16 protein-coding genes are annotated in these 17,217 nt (G+C 69.7%); 11 read left to right on the top strand and 5 right to left on the bottom strand.

Annotated elements, in window-relative coordinates; genetic code table 11:
• Nucleotides 1–99 precede the first annotated feature (99 nt).
• Nucleotides 100–1,389 carry a MoxR family ATPase gene (locus tag OG456_RS02535; RefSeq protein ID WP_266556810.1) on the top strand — a complete coding sequence of 430 codons (1,290 nt, stop codon included), beginning with the start codon at nt 100–102 and terminating at the stop codon, nt 1,387–1,389.
• A gap of 140 nt (nt 1,390–1,529) precedes the next feature.
• Nucleotides 1,530–2,834, top strand: a complete 1,305-nt coding sequence (locus OG456_RS02530) for a VWA-like domain-containing protein (RefSeq protein WP_266556808.1) — start codon at nt 1,530–1,532, stop codon at nt 2,832–2,834.
• Between the two features lie 155 nt (nt 2,835–2,989).
• On the opposite strand, the gene OG456_RS50375 is transcribed toward OG456_RS02530, so the two are convergent.
• On the bottom strand, nt 2,990–3,601 hold the full coding sequence (locus OG456_RS50375) for a muconolactone Delta-isomerase family protein (protein ID WP_323136278.1): 612 nt from the start codon (nt 3,599–3,601) through the stop codon (nt 2,990–2,992).
• A 174-nt stretch (nt 3,602–3,775) separates the two neighbouring features.
• Here OG456_RS50375 and OG456_RS02515 point away from each other — a divergent pair, with 174 nt between their 5' ends.
• The 7 genes from OG456_RS02515 to OG456_RS02485 all read left to right on the top strand — a co-directional run bounded on the left by OG456_RS02515 (nt 3,776) and on the right by OG456_RS02485 (nt 9,303).
• Nucleotides 3,776–4,393, top strand: a complete 618-nt coding sequence (locus OG456_RS02515; RefSeq protein ID WP_266556806.1) for an IS607 family transposase — start codon at nt 3,776–3,778, stop codon at nt 4,391–4,393.
• On the top strand, nt 4,390–6,366 hold the full coding sequence (locus tag OG456_RS02510) for a zinc ribbon domain-containing protein (RefSeq protein ID WP_266556804.1): 1,977 nt from the start codon (nt 4,390–4,392) through the stop codon (nt 6,364–6,366). The genes OG456_RS02515 and OG456_RS02510 overlap by 4 nt, the downstream gene beginning before the upstream one ends.
• A gap of 740 nt (nt 6,367–7,106) precedes the next feature.
• Complete coding sequence (locus tag OG456_RS02505) at nt 7,107–7,550, top strand: VOC family protein (protein WP_266556802.1); 444 nt, start codon at nt 7,107–7,109, stop codon at nt 7,548–7,550.
• 46 nt (nt 7,551–7,596) lie between these two features.
• Nucleotides 7,597–7,782: a hypothetical protein gene (locus OG456_RS02500; RefSeq protein ID WP_266556800.1), complete on the top strand. Its 186-nt coding sequence runs from the start codon at nt 7,597–7,599 to the stop codon at nt 7,780–7,782.
• A 126-nt stretch (nt 7,783–7,908) separates the two neighbouring features.
• On the top strand, nt 7,909–8,088 hold the full coding sequence (locus tag OG456_RS02495) for a hypothetical protein (RefSeq protein WP_266556798.1): 180 nt from the start codon (nt 7,909–7,911) through the stop codon (nt 8,086–8,088).
• 81 nt (nt 8,089–8,169) lie between these two features.
• Nucleotides 8,170–8,859, top strand: coding sequence for a type 1 glutamine amidotransferase domain-containing protein (locus OG456_RS02490; RefSeq protein ID WP_266556796.1), 690 nt, complete (start codon nt 8,170–8,172; stop codon nt 8,857–8,859).
• A gap of 240 nt (nt 8,860–9,099) precedes the next feature.
• Nucleotides 9,100–9,303 (top strand): hypothetical protein, encoded by a 204-nt coding sequence (locus OG456_RS02485; RefSeq protein ID WP_266556794.1) that lies wholly within the window; start codon nt 9,100–9,102, stop codon nt 9,301–9,303.
• Between the two features lie 52 nt (nt 9,304–9,355).
• Here the strand turns inward: OG456_RS02485 and OG456_RS02480 are convergent, their stop codons facing one another.
• The gene (locus OG456_RS02480) at nt 9,356–10,588 is read right to left on the bottom strand and encodes an FAD-dependent oxidoreductase (protein ID WP_266556792.1); all 1,233 of its coding nucleotides are present in this window, start codon (nt 10,586–10,588) and stop codon (nt 9,356–9,358) included.
• 105 nt (nt 10,589–10,693) lie between these two features.
• Here OG456_RS02480 and OG456_RS02475 point away from each other — a divergent pair, with 105 nt between their 5' ends.
• A complete protein-coding gene (locus OG456_RS02475) occupies nt 10,694–11,920 on the top strand; it encodes a cytochrome P450 (RefSeq protein ID WP_266556790.1) in 1,227 nt (408 codons plus the stop codon).
• A gap of 381 nt (nt 11,921–12,301) precedes the next feature.
• Here the strand turns inward: OG456_RS02475 and OG456_RS02470 are convergent, their stop codons facing one another.
• Nucleotides 12,302–12,472, bottom strand: a complete 171-nt coding sequence (locus tag OG456_RS02470; protein WP_266556788.1) for a hypothetical protein — start codon at nt 12,470–12,472, stop codon at nt 12,302–12,304.
• Between the two features lie 351 nt (nt 12,473–12,823).
• Nucleotides 12,824–13,915: a PP2C family protein-serine/threonine phosphatase gene (locus tag OG456_RS02465; protein WP_266556786.1), complete on the bottom strand. Its 1,092-nt coding sequence runs from the start codon at nt 13,913–13,915 to the stop codon at nt 12,824–12,826.
• Nucleotides 13,916–14,377: 462 nt separating this feature from the next.
• On the opposite strand from OG456_RS02465, the gene OG456_RS02460 reads away from it, so the two are divergent.
• Complete coding sequence (locus tag OG456_RS02460; RefSeq protein ID WP_323136277.1) at nt 14,378–16,798, top strand: SpoIIE family protein phosphatase; 2,421 nt, start codon at nt 14,378–14,380, stop codon at nt 16,796–16,798.
• Between the two features lie 186 nt (nt 16,799–16,984).
• Here OG456_RS02460 and OG456_RS02455 read toward each other — a convergent pair whose 3' ends face one another.
• Nucleotides 16,985–17,158: a hypothetical protein gene (locus tag OG456_RS02455; protein ID WP_266556782.1), complete on the bottom strand. Its 174-nt coding sequence runs from the start codon at nt 17,156–17,158 to the stop codon at nt 16,985–16,987.
• Between the last annotated feature and the right edge of the window lie 59 nt (nt 17,159–17,217).

Genomic DNA, 17,217 nt, shown 5'->3' with positions numbered 1-17,217 from the left:
ACCCCCTCACGCCCTCACGCCCTCACGCCCTCACGCCCTCACGCCCTCACGCCCTCAGAACGGCACGCTCCGTTCCCCTCTCACACCCAGGTGATGCCCATGACTTCCAGCACGCTCCTGCCCCCCTTCGCTCTCGCTCCCGCCACCGCAACCTCCGATACTGATACGGACCTGGCCCTCGCCGGCCATCTGCTGTCCCTCCTGCGGACGACCACCACCGAGCCGCGCCCCGACGAACAGCTCGAAGCGCTCACCCTGGCCGTCGCTGCAGACCTGCCCGTGCTGCTCTGGGGCGAGCCGGGCATCGGCAAGACCGCGGCCCTGACGCAGCTCGCCACCTCGCTCGACCTGCCGCTCACGACGGTGATCGCCAGCGTCCACGAGCCGTCCGACTTCTCCGGGCTGCCCATCGTCGGCGACGACCCGGTCGTGCAGGGCGTGCCGATGGCGCCACCGCAGTGGGCCGTCGAACTCGTACGCGCCGGCCGGGGGCTGCTCTTCCTGGACGAACTCTCCACCGCCACCCCAGCCGTCCAGGCCGCACTGCTCCGCGTAGTCCTGGAACGCCGGGTCGGAGCGCTCCAACTCCCCCCAGACGTCAGGATCGTGGCCGCCGCCAACCCGCGCGCCTCGGCAGCGGACGGGTGGGAGCTGAGCCCGCCGCTCGCCAACCGTTTCGTGCACCTGAACTGGGTGCACGACCGGGACGTGGTGGTACGCGGCCTCGGCGGGGTCTGGCCCCGGGCGGAGCTGCCCCGGCTCGCACCGGAACGGCTGGCAGAGGCGGTGGCGTTCGCCCGGCACGCGGTCTGCGGATTCCTGAAGGCCCGGCCGACGCTGATCCACCGGCTGCCGACCTCCGAGACGCGGCGCGGCGGTGCGTGGCCCTCGCCCCGGAGCTGGGAGGCCGCCCTGACCCTGCTCGCCTTCGGCATGGCGGCCTCCGTCTCCCGCGACGTCCTCGCGCTGCTGGTGCGGGGCGCGGTGGGGGACGGGCCGGGGCTCGAACTCCTCGCCCACCTCGACCGGATGGACTTGCCGGACCCGGAATCGCTGCTCGCCGACCCGGCTGCCGCCGTGTTGCCGGAGCGGGGCGATCTGCGGCAGGCGGCGCTGGAGGCGGTGGTGGCCGCCGTCGGGGCACGGCCGGAGCGGCACCGGTGGGAGGCTGGCTGGGCCGTGCTGGTCAGGGCCCTGGAGACCGGAGCGCCGGACCTCCTGGTCGCCCCGGCGACGGCGCTGGCCGGGCTGCGACGAGACGACTGGGAGGTGCCGGAGGCGGTGGAACGGCTGGCCGGCGTTGTCGGACTCGCCCGGACTGCGGACCGGTCGGTGGAACGGGTCGCGGCGGCGGCCGACGCCCACCGCGCGACGGGGGCGCGCCGATGACGGCAGCCGCGAACCACCCCGGACCGCACCCGCTTCCCCGACCGGCGACGTCTGCCGTGCCCCACCCCGGACCGCACCCTCTCCCGCGACCGGCGACCGCTGCCGCGCAGCGCCCGGGACCGCGCCCGCTGCCGCGCCCCATGTCCCCGCCTGCGCCCCCGCGCCCGGTGCGGGCGACACCGCCGGAGCGACCGGACCGCCACGGAGGGTCCGGCGACCGCCGCAAACTCCCCCTGGACTGGGAGAAGTTGCTCGCCGCACGGCTGCACGCGGTGAAGGTCCGCCCGTACCTGGCCGACGCGCTCTTCGCGCTGCACGTGGTGGAGGACCGTGCGGTGCCGACGATGGCGGTCGACGCGCACTGGCGCTGCTACGTGTCGCCCGGATTCGTGGCCCGCACACCGCTGGAGGAACTGGCGGGCGTCTGGGTGCACGAGGTCTCCCATCTGCTGCGTGACCACCACGGGCGCGGCGAGCGGTATGCGCGGGAGCACGAGGAGTCCGGGCCGGGCGAGCGGCTGCGTCGGAACATCGCCGCCGACTTCGAGATCAACGACGACATCTACGGTGACGGACTGCCCCGGCCCTCCGGGGCGGTCGTGCCGTCGCTGTTGCGACTGCCCGACGGTCTGCTGATGGAGGAGTACCTGCGGACGGCCTCGATGTCCGGCCTCGCCGCCGAACTGGCCTGGCTGGACTGCGGCAGTGGTGCCGACGAGCACGACCGGTCGTGGGAGCTGGGGCCTGACGGGGCGAACGGACTCACCCGGCAGCAGCGAGACGCAGTGCGCTTCCGGGTCGCGGAGGGCATCAAGGGCCGGCCCGGCGACGCGCCGGAAGGGTGGCGGCGGTGGGCCGACGATGCGTTCCAACCGCCGCAGCCGTGGCGGCAGTTGCTGGGCGCGGCGGTCCGCTCGGCGGCGGGTGCGCCGGGAGTGGGGGAGAACCACAGTTACCGGCGTCCGTCCCGCCGCTCGTCGAGCGTCCCCGGAGTGGTGCTTCCGAGCCTTCGCCGAACGCCGCCCCGCGTCTGCGTCGTCATCGACACCTCCGGGTCGGTGAGCGACGCCGAGCTGGGCGGCGCGCTCATCGAGGTCGCGGCGATCTCGCGGGCCGTCGGCGGGCGGCGCGACCTGGTCTCGGTGATCTCCTGCGACGCGGCGGCCGGCGTCGCCGTCCCGCTCTGCCGCGCCGAGAGCCTCGAGCTGCTCGGCGGCGGCGGAACCGATCTGCGCTCCGGTTTCGCCCGGGCGCTGCGCTCCCGGCCCCGCCCCGACGTGATCGTCGCCCTGACCGACGGGCAGACGCCATGGCCCTCCGGGCAGCCGCCCTGCCGCACCGTCGTCGGCCTGTTCCCGCGACCCGCCCGCGCCACGCGCGAGGACGACCCCGACTACGTACCGGACTCCCCGCCGTCCTGGGCGCGCGTCGTCACCATCGGTTGAGGAAGGCAGCAGGCGCCTGGCTCAGGCACGGCCTTGCGCTGATCTTTCGCGGAGCACACGACCCGGCCGGAGTGCGACCGACCGAGCTGGTAGCCCTGTGGGAGAACTGCCTGTCGCTGCTTTCCGCACGCCGAACGGACACGACACGAGGGTCATCAGCTCCTGACCAGCCCTGCCCCCGGGTCATTCGGGTGTTCGCTCAGCGGCGTCGTCTCCATCGAGAGCCAGGGTGCCAAGGGCAGCGAATCCAGGATCGACTGCATCTCGGCGAGGTCCCGGGCGCGCCACAGGCCGAGCGCACGGCCCTCGCCGGGCGTCTGCCACAGTCGCACCAAGTGCCCTTTCCCGGCCAGTTCCTTCGCCCGGACTGCCTCCGCCGCGGTGGCGTCCGCCGGCGCCTGGGACGAGGCGCCCTCGCGCGCGGCCGGGCCGAAGGTGACCAGGAACTCCCTGGCGGCGCCCGATCCGCCGGTCGAGGCCGGTCCCGGATCATTCGGGTGCCGCGTCAGGAGTGTGACCTCGTCACTGCGCCAGACGCGCAGCGGCATGGAAGCGAGGGCATCCTCCAGCCCCTCGGCGTCCGACGCGGCGAACAGCCCGAGGGTGCGCCACTCGCCGGGCCGCAGGGGCGGGCGCCACAACCGGAGCAACTGCCCGTTCTCGGCGAGCCTGCGGGAGTTCGCGGCCTCACGAGCGCGGATGTCGTCGACTTCCTCCTGCGCGGTTCCCTCAGGGACGTGGGTGGTCATCGTGACGAGGTATTCCATAGCGGATGCTCCACTCAGCGGGTGCCGCGGTGCGAGTCGGACGGTGGCTGCTACGGAGAGTGCTGGGAGCGCAGCTCTTCGATCGAAGGTTCTCCCCGGCACGAGTAGCCGTTGTAGACCGGTCCAGGCTCACTAATTTGATTAAAAATCCTCAGTGATCGTAGAGTGGTTTTCATGGAGCTTCTTCGACTCTCAAAGGCCGCTAAGCGTCTTGGAGTTCACCCCGTGACGCTTCGTCTTTGGGCTGACTCGGGGAAGATTCCTGTGACTTGGGTTGGCCGTGAGCGTAGGTTTTCCTCGACCGATGTCGAGGCGATGAAGGTCTCGACCGGCGGAGAGCGTGTTCGCCTGGAGGGGCTGTATGTGCGTGTCTCCGGCTCCAGTGGACAAGAATCTTCGTTGGAAGCCCAGGAGGGCGAGCTGCGGGCCACTTCCGCTGGCCAGATCGTGAAGGTTTTCCGTGACAGGGCCTCGGGCCTGCGGGAGGACCGTCCCGGCCTCAACCGGTTGCTGCGAGCCGTCGCTGACGGATCGGTGACGGTCGTGCGTGTCACTCATGAGGATCGGCTTGCACGGTTTGGTGTCGGATGGCTCAAGCATCTGCTCGGTGTGCATGGCGCCACCCTCGATGTGCTGCATCCGAAGAAGCTCGGCGGCCGGGATGAACTTCTCGAAGACTTCGTGTCGCTGGTCACCACGTTAGCTGGGCGTCTGTACGGGATGCGGTCGGCTGAGAACCGGCGTCGCCTGCTGGCCGAGTCCGGCCAGTGCAAAGCCGGTGATAGCCAATGAGCCGGAAGGTGCCGCTCGCCGACGGTGAGACCTCACGCACCGCGTGTGCCCGCGCCCTTGTGCGCGCAGGCGTGGACGAGAAGACCGGCGAACTGCTGTCCCAGTCCGTGCTGGCCGAACGCATCGGCTGGTGTGCCGACTTGGCGGCGGGCCTGGTCTCCACGCTGCTCGGCGAGCACTGGAACGCCACCGATGTTGATGTTCTCGCTTCTGGTGAGGACGCTGGGGGCCGGAAGCTGCCGTCGAACGCGTGGATGGCTTTGCGACGTCTCGGCTGGACCGTCGCTCCGGCCGAGGGCGTGAAGGTCAACGACCGGATCGTACGCATGGCCCAGGAGCAGGCCGGGCGCACTCTGCGCTCGGCGAAGTGGCGCGCTGACCTGACCGCCGGGGTGATCGCGACTTGGCCGGACGCCCCGCAAAAGCGCACTCCAGCAGAGTGGGACGCCGTACGCGATGCCGTGCCAGGCGGCCGGCACTTGCCGTCCAGCATCATCAAGGGCCGTACCCGGCAGATCACCAAGTACTGGCAGGCCAACGGTCGTTTACCAGTTGATGTGTTCGAGGCCGAAGGCGCGCCTGGGGCGGCGCGGATGCTGTTGCTGTCGGCGTGCGATGGGCAGCAGGCCGTCGTCTCACGCGGCGAGAGCGATCCGCAGCGGGCTCTGCTGCGGATCCAGCTGCCCACCCGACCCGATCCGCAGGCGTATGCGGACTGGACGTGGGTGGAGTGCACCATGTCGCTGCCCCCGACGGTGCCCGCCTGGGCGGTGTTGCACCTTCCCACCCTGCGCATCGCGGGCGGGAAGGTACGTGCTGATGTGGCCTACACCCACGCCGTGCCCAAGGCTCGGCGCACCGGGCACACGGTCGCGCTCGGCGTGGACTGGGGCCTGAACACCCTCCTGTCCGCTGGTACGGCCCGTGTCCACGACGATGGGCGTATCACCGCCCTCGGGCATGGCGCCCAGTTCCGGACCGCCGGAGTGCTGGCCAAGCAGCACCGGCTCCGTCGTCTGTCCGAGCACCTGCACACCAAGGCCGACCACTACCAGCGGCTCATAGGCGAGAACGAACAGCACCCGCTGGCCGACAGGCACCAGGCGCTGCGCGACGAGATCCGCTTCGTGTCCGCACGCCGCTCGAACCTGAACGACGCCCTGGCGTGGGCTGCCGCACGGTGGACCGTCGACCAGGCCACCGCCGCCGGGGCGAGCGTGATCTACGTTGAAGACCTGCGCTCGATGGAAGCCAAGGGCATGGGCCGCACCATGAACACGCGCCTCTCCCAAGCCGTCCGCGGGCAGATCGCCGACCACATGCGGCACCTTGCCGCGGAGGCCGGCATCGCCGTGGTCACTGTCCCAGCCCGCAACACGTCCAGACACTGCCCGCGGTGCCTCACCCCACTCAGGCACCGCAAAGCCCCCGACCGGCCCACCACTGCGGGCTGGAAGTGGGCCATCTGCCCCAGCCAGTCCTGTGGCTGGCAGGGAGACCGCGACCAGGGCGCCTGGCGCCGCATCGCAGCACACGGCCTGGCCCACCAGTCCAAGACTGGCATCGACAAATCCAGCGGAACCATGGCGATCCGCACGGTAGTCGACAAGCTCGAAACCAAAGCAGTGGTCACCCCGACCACCGAGTCCAGCCGGAAAGACCGGTCGAAGACCGGACCCACCCGGCGCCACACCTCACGCCCCGCGCCCAGGCGACGCAGGGCACCCTCCCCAGCAGCCCGCCCGTGCGGTCCTGCTGGCAAGCGTCCGGAGGGACACGCGCCAACGGACCGGACCCGGCTGCTCCGAGCGGCCCACCGGCACCAGGACGTGACGACGACCAGCACACCCACCACTGGCCACCGGCCGAGAGGGGCAGCACTGGGCGCGGGATTCCATCTCCACGCCCATGCCACCCCACCACGATGGGAAGCGATCCCGGAAACTCAATCCGACTCAGGATCGCTTAGCTGATCAGAGACGCTTGAGCACGAGGGGTGTGCGTGACCATCGGGTCGTGAGGGGATCGGGGTGCTCCTGTATCTCCAGATCCTCGAGTTCTATGTCCACCATCGACCGCTCTCCCGCCGTCCCGGGCCCATCCGGCTCGTGTCGCCGCAGCACCACGGGATAGCCACCTGGATCCACCGTCGCGCACCAGGCGGTCGATCGCATCCCGTTGCAAGCTCCGGTCACCGTCCCAGGCGAGCGCGGCGCGGTCATCTTGGGACGCTCGCACCGGATCAGGCGCACGGGGGCGGACGCGGTTCTTCTACGCTCCTGGAGCTACCGGCCAGGAGCGGCGCCAACGGGGCACCGGACACCGGGATCGACCTGCCGTTCCGATCGCTGACCACCGTGGACCCCAGGGCCGGGTACGCCTGACGTTGCTTCTTGGCAAGAGTGGCACTGCTCTTGCGGAGCAGTATCGTGGAGGAGTCTCTTCGGCGCGCCGTCTCGGCCGACCCGGTGCGAAACCGTGCGCCGGTGGCGGCCGACCCGCAGTTGTCTCGGGCCCGGTTGAGCACGTGCAGCCTCTTGCTCCACCCCGTGGCAGGGCTTCCGCAACGACACTGCTGCGGTGCTCAAACAACCCTCACCAGGTGTTTCACAGGCGGACCCCCTGCGCGCCAGAGCGCGGAAGTCGTGGTGACCGGCAAAGTCGTGGTGACCGGCGACGTGCACAACTGCCGGAAGGGCAGGAGGGCTCCACCATGGACATGAAACTCGAAGTCGTAGTGATCCCGGTCTCCGATGTCGACCGCTCAAAGGCCTTCTACACGTCGCTGGGTTGGCGGCTGGATGCCGACTTCGCCGCCGGGGACGGCTTCCGCGTGGTGCAACTGACACCGCCGGGTTCTCCCTGCTCGGTGATCTTCGGCGACGGGGTCAGCTCGGCCGTGCCTGGATCTGCCGAGGGCCTCTATCTCGTGGTCTCGGACGTCGAGGCGGCACGAGCGGAGCTGGCGCGGAACGGGGTTGAGGTAAGTGAGGTCTTCCACGACTCGGGCGGAGTGTTCCACCACGCAGGGAGCAAGGACCGGGTGTCCGGTCCGGATCCCGAGCGGCGCAGTTACGCGTCGTTCGCCTCGTTCACGGACCCGGACGGCAACGGCTGGATGCTGCAGGAAATCACCGAGCGGCTTCCGGGCCGGTGACGCCGCCGTGTCTGCCCCCGGCCGGCAGCTGACGGGAGAGAAACCGATGTCCGTGGCACACGCTTCGGCGGACGAACTGGCCCAGGCCCTCGCGTGTGCGGAACAGGCACACGGGCGGTACGAGGAAGGGATCGGGCACGGTGATCTGAACTGGCCGTTCTGGTACGCGCGCTTCCTCGGGGGAGAGCAGACCGGGCGACTCGACGTCGGTTCGGATGACTCGAACCGGTGAGGGGTTGCTCGTTCCGGAGAGGTGATCGCGGCACGCGCAAGGCTCCGCCGAACTGCTCTCTTCTACCGCAGGACAGATGCGGCTGCCTCAAGTCGTCTTCACCAACCCGGATTCGGCAGCGCCTGAATGTCCCAGCAGCAGGCACTGGCCGTCGGCATGCACGTGGAAGTCGTCGAGTACGACCTCGCTGCACTCGCCGGAACCTGCGTCATGCGTTCGCGCTACCGAGGCCTTGCCGAACTTGTCGTCGACGGCACCGACGACGTGGTGGTGGGAGCCGCCACGCGTACAAGCGAAGGAAGTTGAGGCAAGCCCTGGCACAGCAAGGGCCGTTGGATCGCCCTCTGTGCCAACCGCAACAGACTCGGACGAGGAGGAGATCATCCGATGGCGAAGCTGCTTTTCGTGATGACCGGAGCCGCGTACTGGACGCTCAAGGACGGCACCAGGCACGCGACGGGTTACTGGGCCGAGGAGTTCGCGGCCCCGTACAAGGCGCTCACCGAGGCCGGCCACCAGGTGGTGGTCGCCACCCCCAACGGCGTTGTACCGACCGTGGACATGATGAGCCTGCGCCCCGAGATGGCAGGCAGCGCTCAGACCGCTCTCGATCTGGAGGCGATCATCCGGTCCGCAGAGGTGATGCGGCGGCCGATCCACTTGGCGGACGCCCGCCTGGAGGACTACGACGCCGTCTACTTCCCGGGCGGCCACGGCCCCATGGAAGACCTGTGCATCGACGCGGACGCCGGCCGGTTGCTGACCGCGGCCCTCGCCTCCGGCAAACCCCTTGCCATCGTCTGCCACGCACCGGCCGCGATGCTGGCGACCAGGATCCATGGCGTATCGCCGTTCGCCGGCTACCGGGTCACCGCTTTCACCAACGAAGAAGAGAACGCGGTCGGGCTGGGTCCGAAGGCCCGCTGGCTGCTGGAGGACGAACTCATCGACCTGGGTGTCGACTTCACCAAGGGTGAGATGTGGCAGCCCTACACGGTGGTGGACCGGACTCTCTTCACCGGACAAAACCCTGCTTCGGCAGCCGTTTTGGCGGAACAACTGCTCAAAGTCCTCTGATGGCAAGCGGCACCGGGCGGTGGCCACTCGCTATGACAAGCTCGCGGTCCGCTACGAGGCCACGGTCCTCATTGCCGCTCTCAACGAATGGCTATGAGACGTGCACGATTGCCCAGCATCATGGTCGCCATGGATGCGCCGAGCACCGACTGGATCACCATCGCGGCCTACGAAAACCTGGGCCGCCTCCCCCCGATGGCTGCCGCCCGCGCTTGACTGCGTGACCGTGGCTTCGACTGGATGCCTTTTACTCCGGACGAAGTCCGAGTGGACTTGTCCTGCGGCATCGGCCCAGACGGCCATTGGCACGGTTGGTTCAACGTCCGGGTGCACCCCGATGCGCTACGACAGCTCTGGCTGCACCCCGACCAACCGACCGCCAAGATCACCAGCCCGACGCCGCCCGGCTGGTGGCACGCTGCCGCCGAGTGCAATGCCCACTAGCGCCTCAGAGGATCACTTCTGGAACAGGCCCTGGCTGGCCGTGCGCCGCAGCTCACCGCACCGACTCGGCGGGCGGACGCTCGCGCACGGCGCCGTAGCCGATGAAGTAGGCCGGCACGCGTTTGAGCCACGCTGAGGTGGTGAGGAGGTTGCTCATCCGCTCCGCCTGCCTGGCATTGCCGAAAGGCGGGCGTCCCGCGAGTACGGGCGCGATGACCCTCGCGTGCGCAAACCGCTGTAGTGCTTGCGTCGCCGCCGTGGTCGGCCACCGGCGCCGCTGGACGCCGCGTACGTCCCGCAGCCCGACCACACCCCTGCTCAGTGGTTCGACGAGATACCGCGCGGCGGCCACCGCGTCCTCGACGGCGAGGTTGATGCCGATGCCGAAGACAGGTGACATCGCGTGCGCCGCGTCGCCGATGCACAGCAGTCCCGGGCGGTGCCAGCGCCGGAGACGGTCGAGCCGCACGTCGAGCATCTTCACGTCGTCCCATGACCGCAGCGCATGCGCCCGGTTCGCGATCCAGGGCACGGCGGCCGAGAAGTCGGCCATGAACCGCTCGAGACCGGCGGCGCGGCGCTCGGCGTCGGTCCCCTTGGGGATCAGCGCGGCGCACTGCCAGTACTCCCCACGGTCGATCATCGCGGTGAGGAGCCGGTCGCCGGCGCCTCCCACGAGCCCGTGCGGGTCGCCTTCCCGCCGTGGCAGCCGGAACCACCAGGCGTCCATGGGGCAGGTGAACTGCCGTAGCCGAAGTTCGGGCCGCGAGCGGGCCAGCGAGCCCCGGCCGTCGCAGGCCACCGTGAGGGTGGCCCGCAGTTCGCCGGTTCGGCCGTCGGACGTGCGGTACCGCACCCCGGTGATCCGTCCGCGCTCCACCACGAACGACGTCGCCTCGGTGCTCATTCGCACGGAGAAGGACGGCTCTTTTCGGGCCTCGTCGGCGAGGAGGTTCAGCAGGTCCCATTGCGGCACCATAGCCACGTAGTTGTACGGGCCCGGCAGCGCGCTGATGTCCGAGACGGTGATCAGCGAACCGTCCGTGCCGAGCGGCAGCTGGACCGTGGTCACCCGGCGTTGGTGCAGACGGGCGAAGGGCTCGGCCAGACCGAGATCGTCCAGTAGCGCCAGGGTCGAGGGATGCACTGTGTCGCCGCGGAAGTCGCGCAGAAAGTCCCCGTGTTTTTCCAGGACGGTGACGTCCACGCCGGCGCGGGCCAGCAGCAGGCCGAGGACCATTCCCGCGGGGCCGCCCCCCACCACGCAGCACGTTGTCCGCTCCATCGCGGCCCTTCCCTTCGGTGACATCCACGACCCGAGTCAATGGGGCATATACCCTCAAAAACGACAACTTTGCCGTGTGGGTTCGTGACGCCCCCTGGAGGCCCGATGAGCCAGCAGCCGGTCCTTTTGCCTTATGCCGATCCCGCCTTCATGGCGGATCCCTTCCCGCTCTACCGGCAACTGCGCGAGGACGGCCCGGTACGGCGCGCCGTCCTCGCCGGTGGCCTCGAAGCATGGCTGGTCACACGCTATGAAGACTGCCTCGCAGCCCTCTCCGACTCACGGCTGAGCAGCGACGTCCGCGATGCCTCGGACCCCCGGCTCCTGGAGCGGCTGCCCGCCACGGAGCGCGAGTCGATGCTGCGCACCATGCTCCGCTCAGACCCGCCCGACCACACCCGCCTGCGCCGCCTGGTCTCCAAGGCGTTCACCGCCCGCAGGGTGGCCGAGCTGCGGCCACGCGTCCAGGAGATCACCGACGGGTTGCTCGACGCGATCGTGCCCGCGGGCAAGGCCGAACTCGTCGAGGACTTCGCGCTGCCCCTTCCCGTCACTGTGATCAGCGAACTGCTCGGGGTGCCCGTCGCCGACCGGGACGACTTCCACCGGTGGACCGACGACATGATCCTTCGAGGGGCCGAGCCGCCGGACCCGGCCCGGATCGACCGAGCGTGGCGGCATATGCGCTCGTATCTGACCGGACTCCTCCAGGACAAGCGAGCCCGGCCCGGTGACGACCTGCTCAGCGCGCTGATCGCCACCCGGGACGAGGAACACCAGCTGGACGAGGACGAGCTGATCGCCATGGCTTTCCTGCTGCTGGTCGCCGGATACATCACCACGGTCAACCTGATCGGCAGCGGTATCGCCGCGCTGCTCGCCCACCCCGACCAGCTGCAGATACTGCGCGACGATCCGGAACTGCTGCCCGGTGCCATCGAGGAGTTCCTGCGCTACGACGGACCGGTCAACCCCGGCATCGCCCGGTTCGCGCGCGAGGACGTCGCCATCGCGGGAGTGGCGATCCCGCGCGGCGCGACCGTATTGGTCGCCTCCGCCATCGCCGACCGCGACCCGGCGCAGTTCCCGCACCCCGACCGCCTGGACGTCACCCGGCAGGACAACGCGCACCTCGCCTTCGGGCACGGCATCCACTACTGCCTGGGGGCGCCGCTGGCCCGGCTCGAGGGCCAGATCGCCATGGAAACCGCCCTGCGCCGCCTGCCTCACCTCAGCCTGGCCGTGCCGCCCAGCGAACTGCGATGGCGCTCAGGCGGTCTGCGCGGCCCTGAAAAGCTGCCCGTCACGTTCACCCCTGACGCCTCCAGCTGACCGCACCACACGGAGGTCTTCGCATCCCACCGATCACGGCAGATGGCTGCGCGTCACAGATGTGTTCTGCGCCCGCCCAGTCGCTTATGCGGCCACCGCGACGGGCATCTCGCGCGGCACCGCGCACATGCGGGTGCGCCGGTGACGGGCGGGACACCCCTACCGGCCGCAGAATGCCATCGCCGTGCCACCAGACTCGGCGCCAAGCCCTCATCAGCCGTGTGACCAAACCTGCGGGCCTATGCACCTAGGAGTCCGGCGAACAGCGAAAGAACGAGCACCGCAGCCGAAGCCGCCGCGACAGGCGACGCCTTCGGGACGGCCGTCCGGACCGAGCGGCAGTGAGCCGGGCCCGGCAAAGCCCAGAACGGCTTGCTGCGGTCATGTTTTCTTGATGTCGTCCACGCGCTCGCCCTCCGCCTGGGACGGCTCGGTCCTGGGGACGTCCGGGTGCTGGGATGCACGTTCAGCCAGGTCGTCGCGCTCGCCCTCAGCTTGGGAGGGTGTGTGAGAGTACAGCCAGGTGTCGTAATCCGAGGCTTCGGACTTCATGGCGGGCCTCCCTTGGTCGCTCATCTCCCATGCTCCTCCGTCGACCCCAGCAGGGCGAGACCAGCCGGCACTGCATCTCGCGTCCAAGCCAATAAAGCTGCCGGATGCGCAGCCCAGCCGATCCCCGGTGGTGCCGAAATTCGCCGAACGGCGCACATTCCCCACCGGGCACTCCGGCCCGGTCTTTTTGCGGGCGCTACGCGCCCGTTGCCGCGATGATGCTCCGAATGGCCATCACCGGATGCGATTCCTCCCGGGGGTCCCCCCGGGGTTCCTCGCAAGAGCACGCTGAATCTTGAGTGCGTGCCATCGAGGTTGAGCGGCGCGGGCCACTGGCTCGGCCTTCGTACCTCAGGGCTTACCCAGGCGTACGGCGAGGGCGGCGATGTCGTCGTCAAGGCGTCCTTTGCTGTGGCCGATGAGATCGCGGTGAAGAGCAGTGAGCAGTTCGCGTGGCGGTGTCGGGGGCTGTCGGCGCATCCAAGCTGTAAGCGGGAAGAACTCGCCGTCGCGGGCGCGGGCCTCGGCGATCCCGTCCGTGTAGAGGAGCAGCAGGTCGCCGGGCGCGAAGTCGAAGGTGTCGATGGTGTAGTGATCGCCGATCAGCTCCGCGAGGTTGAGCAGTGGCGAGGGGGCGGCAGATTCGAGGACCCGGAGGTTCTTGTGGTTCAGGAGCAGTGGCGGGGGGTGTCCGCAGTTGAGGATGTCGATACGTCTGCCCTCGTGCGGGATCTCGGCCAGAAGGGCGGTGGCGAAGCGCTCCATCGTCCCGTCGGGGGGAAAGGCGGCGTTGTAACGGGTACAGCTGGCGTCCAGCCTGCGGGCGACGTCGACCATGTCGGTCTCCGCGTAGGCCGCCTCCCGGAAAGCGTTGACGATCGCCGCGGCCGCCCCCACTGCCGGCAGGCCCTTGCCCCGCACGTCCCCGATGAGCAGCCTGACCCCGTATGGCGTGTCGACGACCTCGTAGAAGTCCCCGCCGATGCGGGCCTCCGCCGCGGCCGCGAGGTACAGCGACTCGATCTCGACGTTCCCGAAGCGGCGTGGCATAGGGCTCAGCACCACCTGTTGCGCCACGTCGGCGACGAGCCGTACCTGGAGGAGGGTGCGCTCCCGCTGGAGCCGGGCATGGCTTCCGTACGCGGCGGCCACGGTGACCGCGATGATCCCCGCGGCCGTCCACCACGTTCCCAGATCGGGGAAGACGAGGCTGAGGCCGATCATCAGAAAGAGGCAGACCGTCCCGAGCAGGACGGTGGGAAGGACCGGCCACATGGCGGCGGCCAGGGCCGGCGCCGCGGGCAGGAGGCGGCTGAAGGCCAATTGCGGCGGAGTGGTGTAGGCCAGGCTGGCGATGACGACGGTCAGGATGACCGGCGACAGCCGCACGAGCCTCCCCCGGCGGTAGCGCCGACGGAGCCGCAGCCGTCCAGAGTCGATCACACTTCCCAGAATATCCGCACAATAAGGGCATAGCGCTCCTGTCCCTCCCGCCCGACAGTCGACGAGCGCCCCGATGGCCCGCGCCACTCAGCCTTTGCTGTCACTGATCAGCCTTTGCCGGCAACCTTTGCCAGCAATCGCGCCGTCTGACGGTGCAGGCAGGCTGACGAGCTCAGGTCCTTCGAGATCAGGTCCTTCAGGAAGAGCCGAAATAGTCGCGCGCGGGGTTCAGCCGGATTGCGGCGTCCTACACGACCTCGGCAGCCGCACTCGCGCAGCGAACCACTGCAGGAGCAGCGACGCGCGACAGCCAACGTCGGCCGCGACGGTGACCCGCTTCATCGGCCGTGTGCGTGGTCTGACCCGCTGCTCCGGCCGCGTGCGTGGTGCCATCCGTACCATCCGAGGCATGCGTGGCATGCGTGTCGTCCGGCCGTGTGGCAGCGTGGAAAGCGACCAGCCATGGACGTACAAGAACGGCCCGCACGGACGGACGGACCGGCGTGGCGCCGTCCGCTAGCGTTCGTGCGCTCACGACTGCGGGGGCGCAGCATCGCGGGGCAGGTGTTCCTGTGGCAGGTCGCTGTCGTGGTGCTCCTGATCGCCGCGGCACTGTCGGCGCTCGTCCTGCAGGCCCGGTCCTACAGCACGACCGACGCCGGGCACCGCACCCGTACCGCGGCCATCGCGCTGGCGGGATCTCCAGGAATGGCGAAGGCCCTCGCCGGCCCCGATCCGACGGCGACGCTGCAGCCCATCGCCGAACGGACCCGCAAGAGCGCGGGCTTCGACTATGTCGTGATCACCAACCCGCACGGGATCCGTTACACCTCGCCCATCCCGGGCCTCATCGGCAAGCACATCTACAGCCCGTACCAGCGAGCCCGGAACGGCCCGTACACCAGCAGCTTCACCAACCCTCTGGCCCACATCATGGACACCACCGCGCCCGTCCGCGGCCCGGGCGGCCAGATCGCCGGATACGTCTCGGTGGGCATCACCGTCGCGCGGGTGAACCAGGGGGTGATCGGCCAGCTGCCGGTCGTGTTCGGTGGCGCGGCGGCCGCACTCTGCCTGGGCATGGGCGGCGCCGTACTGGTCCGGCGCCGGCTGCACCGCCAGACGCACGGCCTGGGCCCGGCCGAGATGACGCGCATGTACGAGGAAGCCGACCGCGCACGGGCCCGCCTGCAGCTCCTGTACGACGCCGGCGGGCGGGTCGGCACCACGCTGGACATGAAGCGGACCGTGCAGGAGCTGGCGGACGTGGCCGTCCCCCGCTTCGCGGATTTCGTCACCGTCGAACTGGCCGACCCCGTACTGCACGGCGACGAGCCGTCCCCGGACACGGGGACGCCCGGGGGCCCGGCGCTCCGCCGCGCCGCCGTGAGCGGCGTCCGGGACGATGCGCCCCTCTACCCGATGGGATCGGTGGTCAGCTTCCTGCCGACCACACCCGAAGGCATGGGCCTGGAGACCGGCCATCCCGCCCTCGCCGCCGATCTGCGCCAGGCCCGCGCCTGGCGGGAACGCGACCCGGCAAATTCCGACAGCGTCCTCGCCTACGGCATCCACTCGCTGCTTTCCGCACCCCTGCGTGCACGCGGCCTCAACCTCGGCATCGTCAACTTCTGGCGCGCTGGATCCTCCGAGCCGTTCGGGGACGACGACCTCTCCTTCGCCGAGGAGCTGGTCGCCCGCGCCGGAATCTCCGTGGACAACGCCCGCCGCTACACCCGCGAACACACGATGGCCGAGGCGCTCCAGCGCAGCCTGCTGCCACGCGGCCTGCCCGAACAAAGCGCCCTGGACGCGGCCTCCCGCTACAGCCCGGTATGGCAGGGAGTAGGCGGGGACTGGTTCGACGTCATCCCGCTCCCGGGGTTCCGGGTCGCGCTTGTCGTCGGTGACGTCGTCGGCCACGGGCTGCACGCGGCGGCCACCATGGGCCGCCTGCGGACCGCGGTCCACAACTTCTCCACCCTCGACCTGGCACCCGACGAGCTGATCGCTCGCCTCGACGACCTCGTCACCAGCCTCGACCAGCCAGGCGCCAACGACGAGCAGGCCACAGAAATCACCGGAGCCACCTGCCTCTACGCGATCTACGATCCGGTCTCCGGGCGCTGCACCATGGCACGGGCGGGCCACCCCGCACCCGCTCTCGTACGGCCCGACGGCGACGTGGACTTCGCCGAACTGCCCGCGGGGCCGCCCCTCGGCGTGAACGGTCTGCCGTTCGAGGCGGTGGAGCTGCAGTTGGAGGCCGGAACCGGGCTCGTCCTCTACACCAACGGGCTCATCTACAACCGCGAGCGCGACGTAGAGGAGGGACTCGCCTCCCTGCGCGCCACTTTGCGGGACGCGACCGGCGACTCTCCGGAAGGCATGTGTGACGCGGTCTTTCGTGCGCTGGTTCCACCGCGGCCGAGGGACGACGTCGCCCTTCTCATCGGGCGCACGCGCCTGTTCGCGCCCGACCAGGTCGCCGAGTGGGAGGTTCCCAGCGATCCATCCGCCGTCTCGCGGATCCGGTCCGAGTGCGTCGGACAGCTCTCGGACTGGGGGCTGGAGCGCCTCGCCTTCACCACCGAGCTGATCCTCAGCGAGCTGATCACCAACGCGATTCGCCACGGCAGACCGCCGGTCCGCGTCCGCATGCTGCGCGACGGGGGCCTGGTCTGCGAGGTCTCCGATCACAGCAGCACCTCACCGCACCTGCGGTACGCCGCCACGACGGACGAGGGCGGCCGGGGGCTGTTCCTGGTCGCTCAGCTGGCCAAGCGGTGGGGGACCAGGTACACGGCCCTGGACAAGGTCATCTGGGCCGAGCAGTCGCTCACCGTCACGCCCGACCAGCTGCGGGACGCACTCATGCCCTAGCGCGGAACGCTCCTCATCCGGCAGGCGGCAGTTTCGTCCATCGCCCCAGACCATGGCCGCAGCAGAAAGTCGCGCCGCGTAAGCCTGACGGTTCGGATGGACGAGAGCGTAGGTCGAACCTCTACACCACTTCTCTGGACGCACCCGGGTGCCACGCGATTACGGTGACTCAATGTCACGAGATTGTCAGCGCTTGAAGCTGTCCTTGGTCCCCTCCTTCGCGCCCCGCATCTTGCCCCGCGCTTCGAGGGCGGCACCCTTTGCAGCGAGGGTGTCCTTGTGCACCGCGTAGGCCGCCTTTCGTACGGTCTTTCCGACAACTTGTTCGGCCTTTGCCTTGGCTTTCTCTCGGGCACTCATCTCAGCACCTCCGCGCTCACTGATCGGGTGCCCTCTGGTCGGCCGGACCAGTCACGCGG

This window comes from Streptomyces sp. NBC_01446 (assembly GCF_026340095.1).
Classification (GTDB): domain Bacteria; phylum Actinomycetota; class Actinomycetes; order Streptomycetales; family Streptomycetaceae; genus Streptomyces; species Streptomyces aureus.
This window is presented reverse-complemented; position numbering and strand designations above follow the sequence as displayed.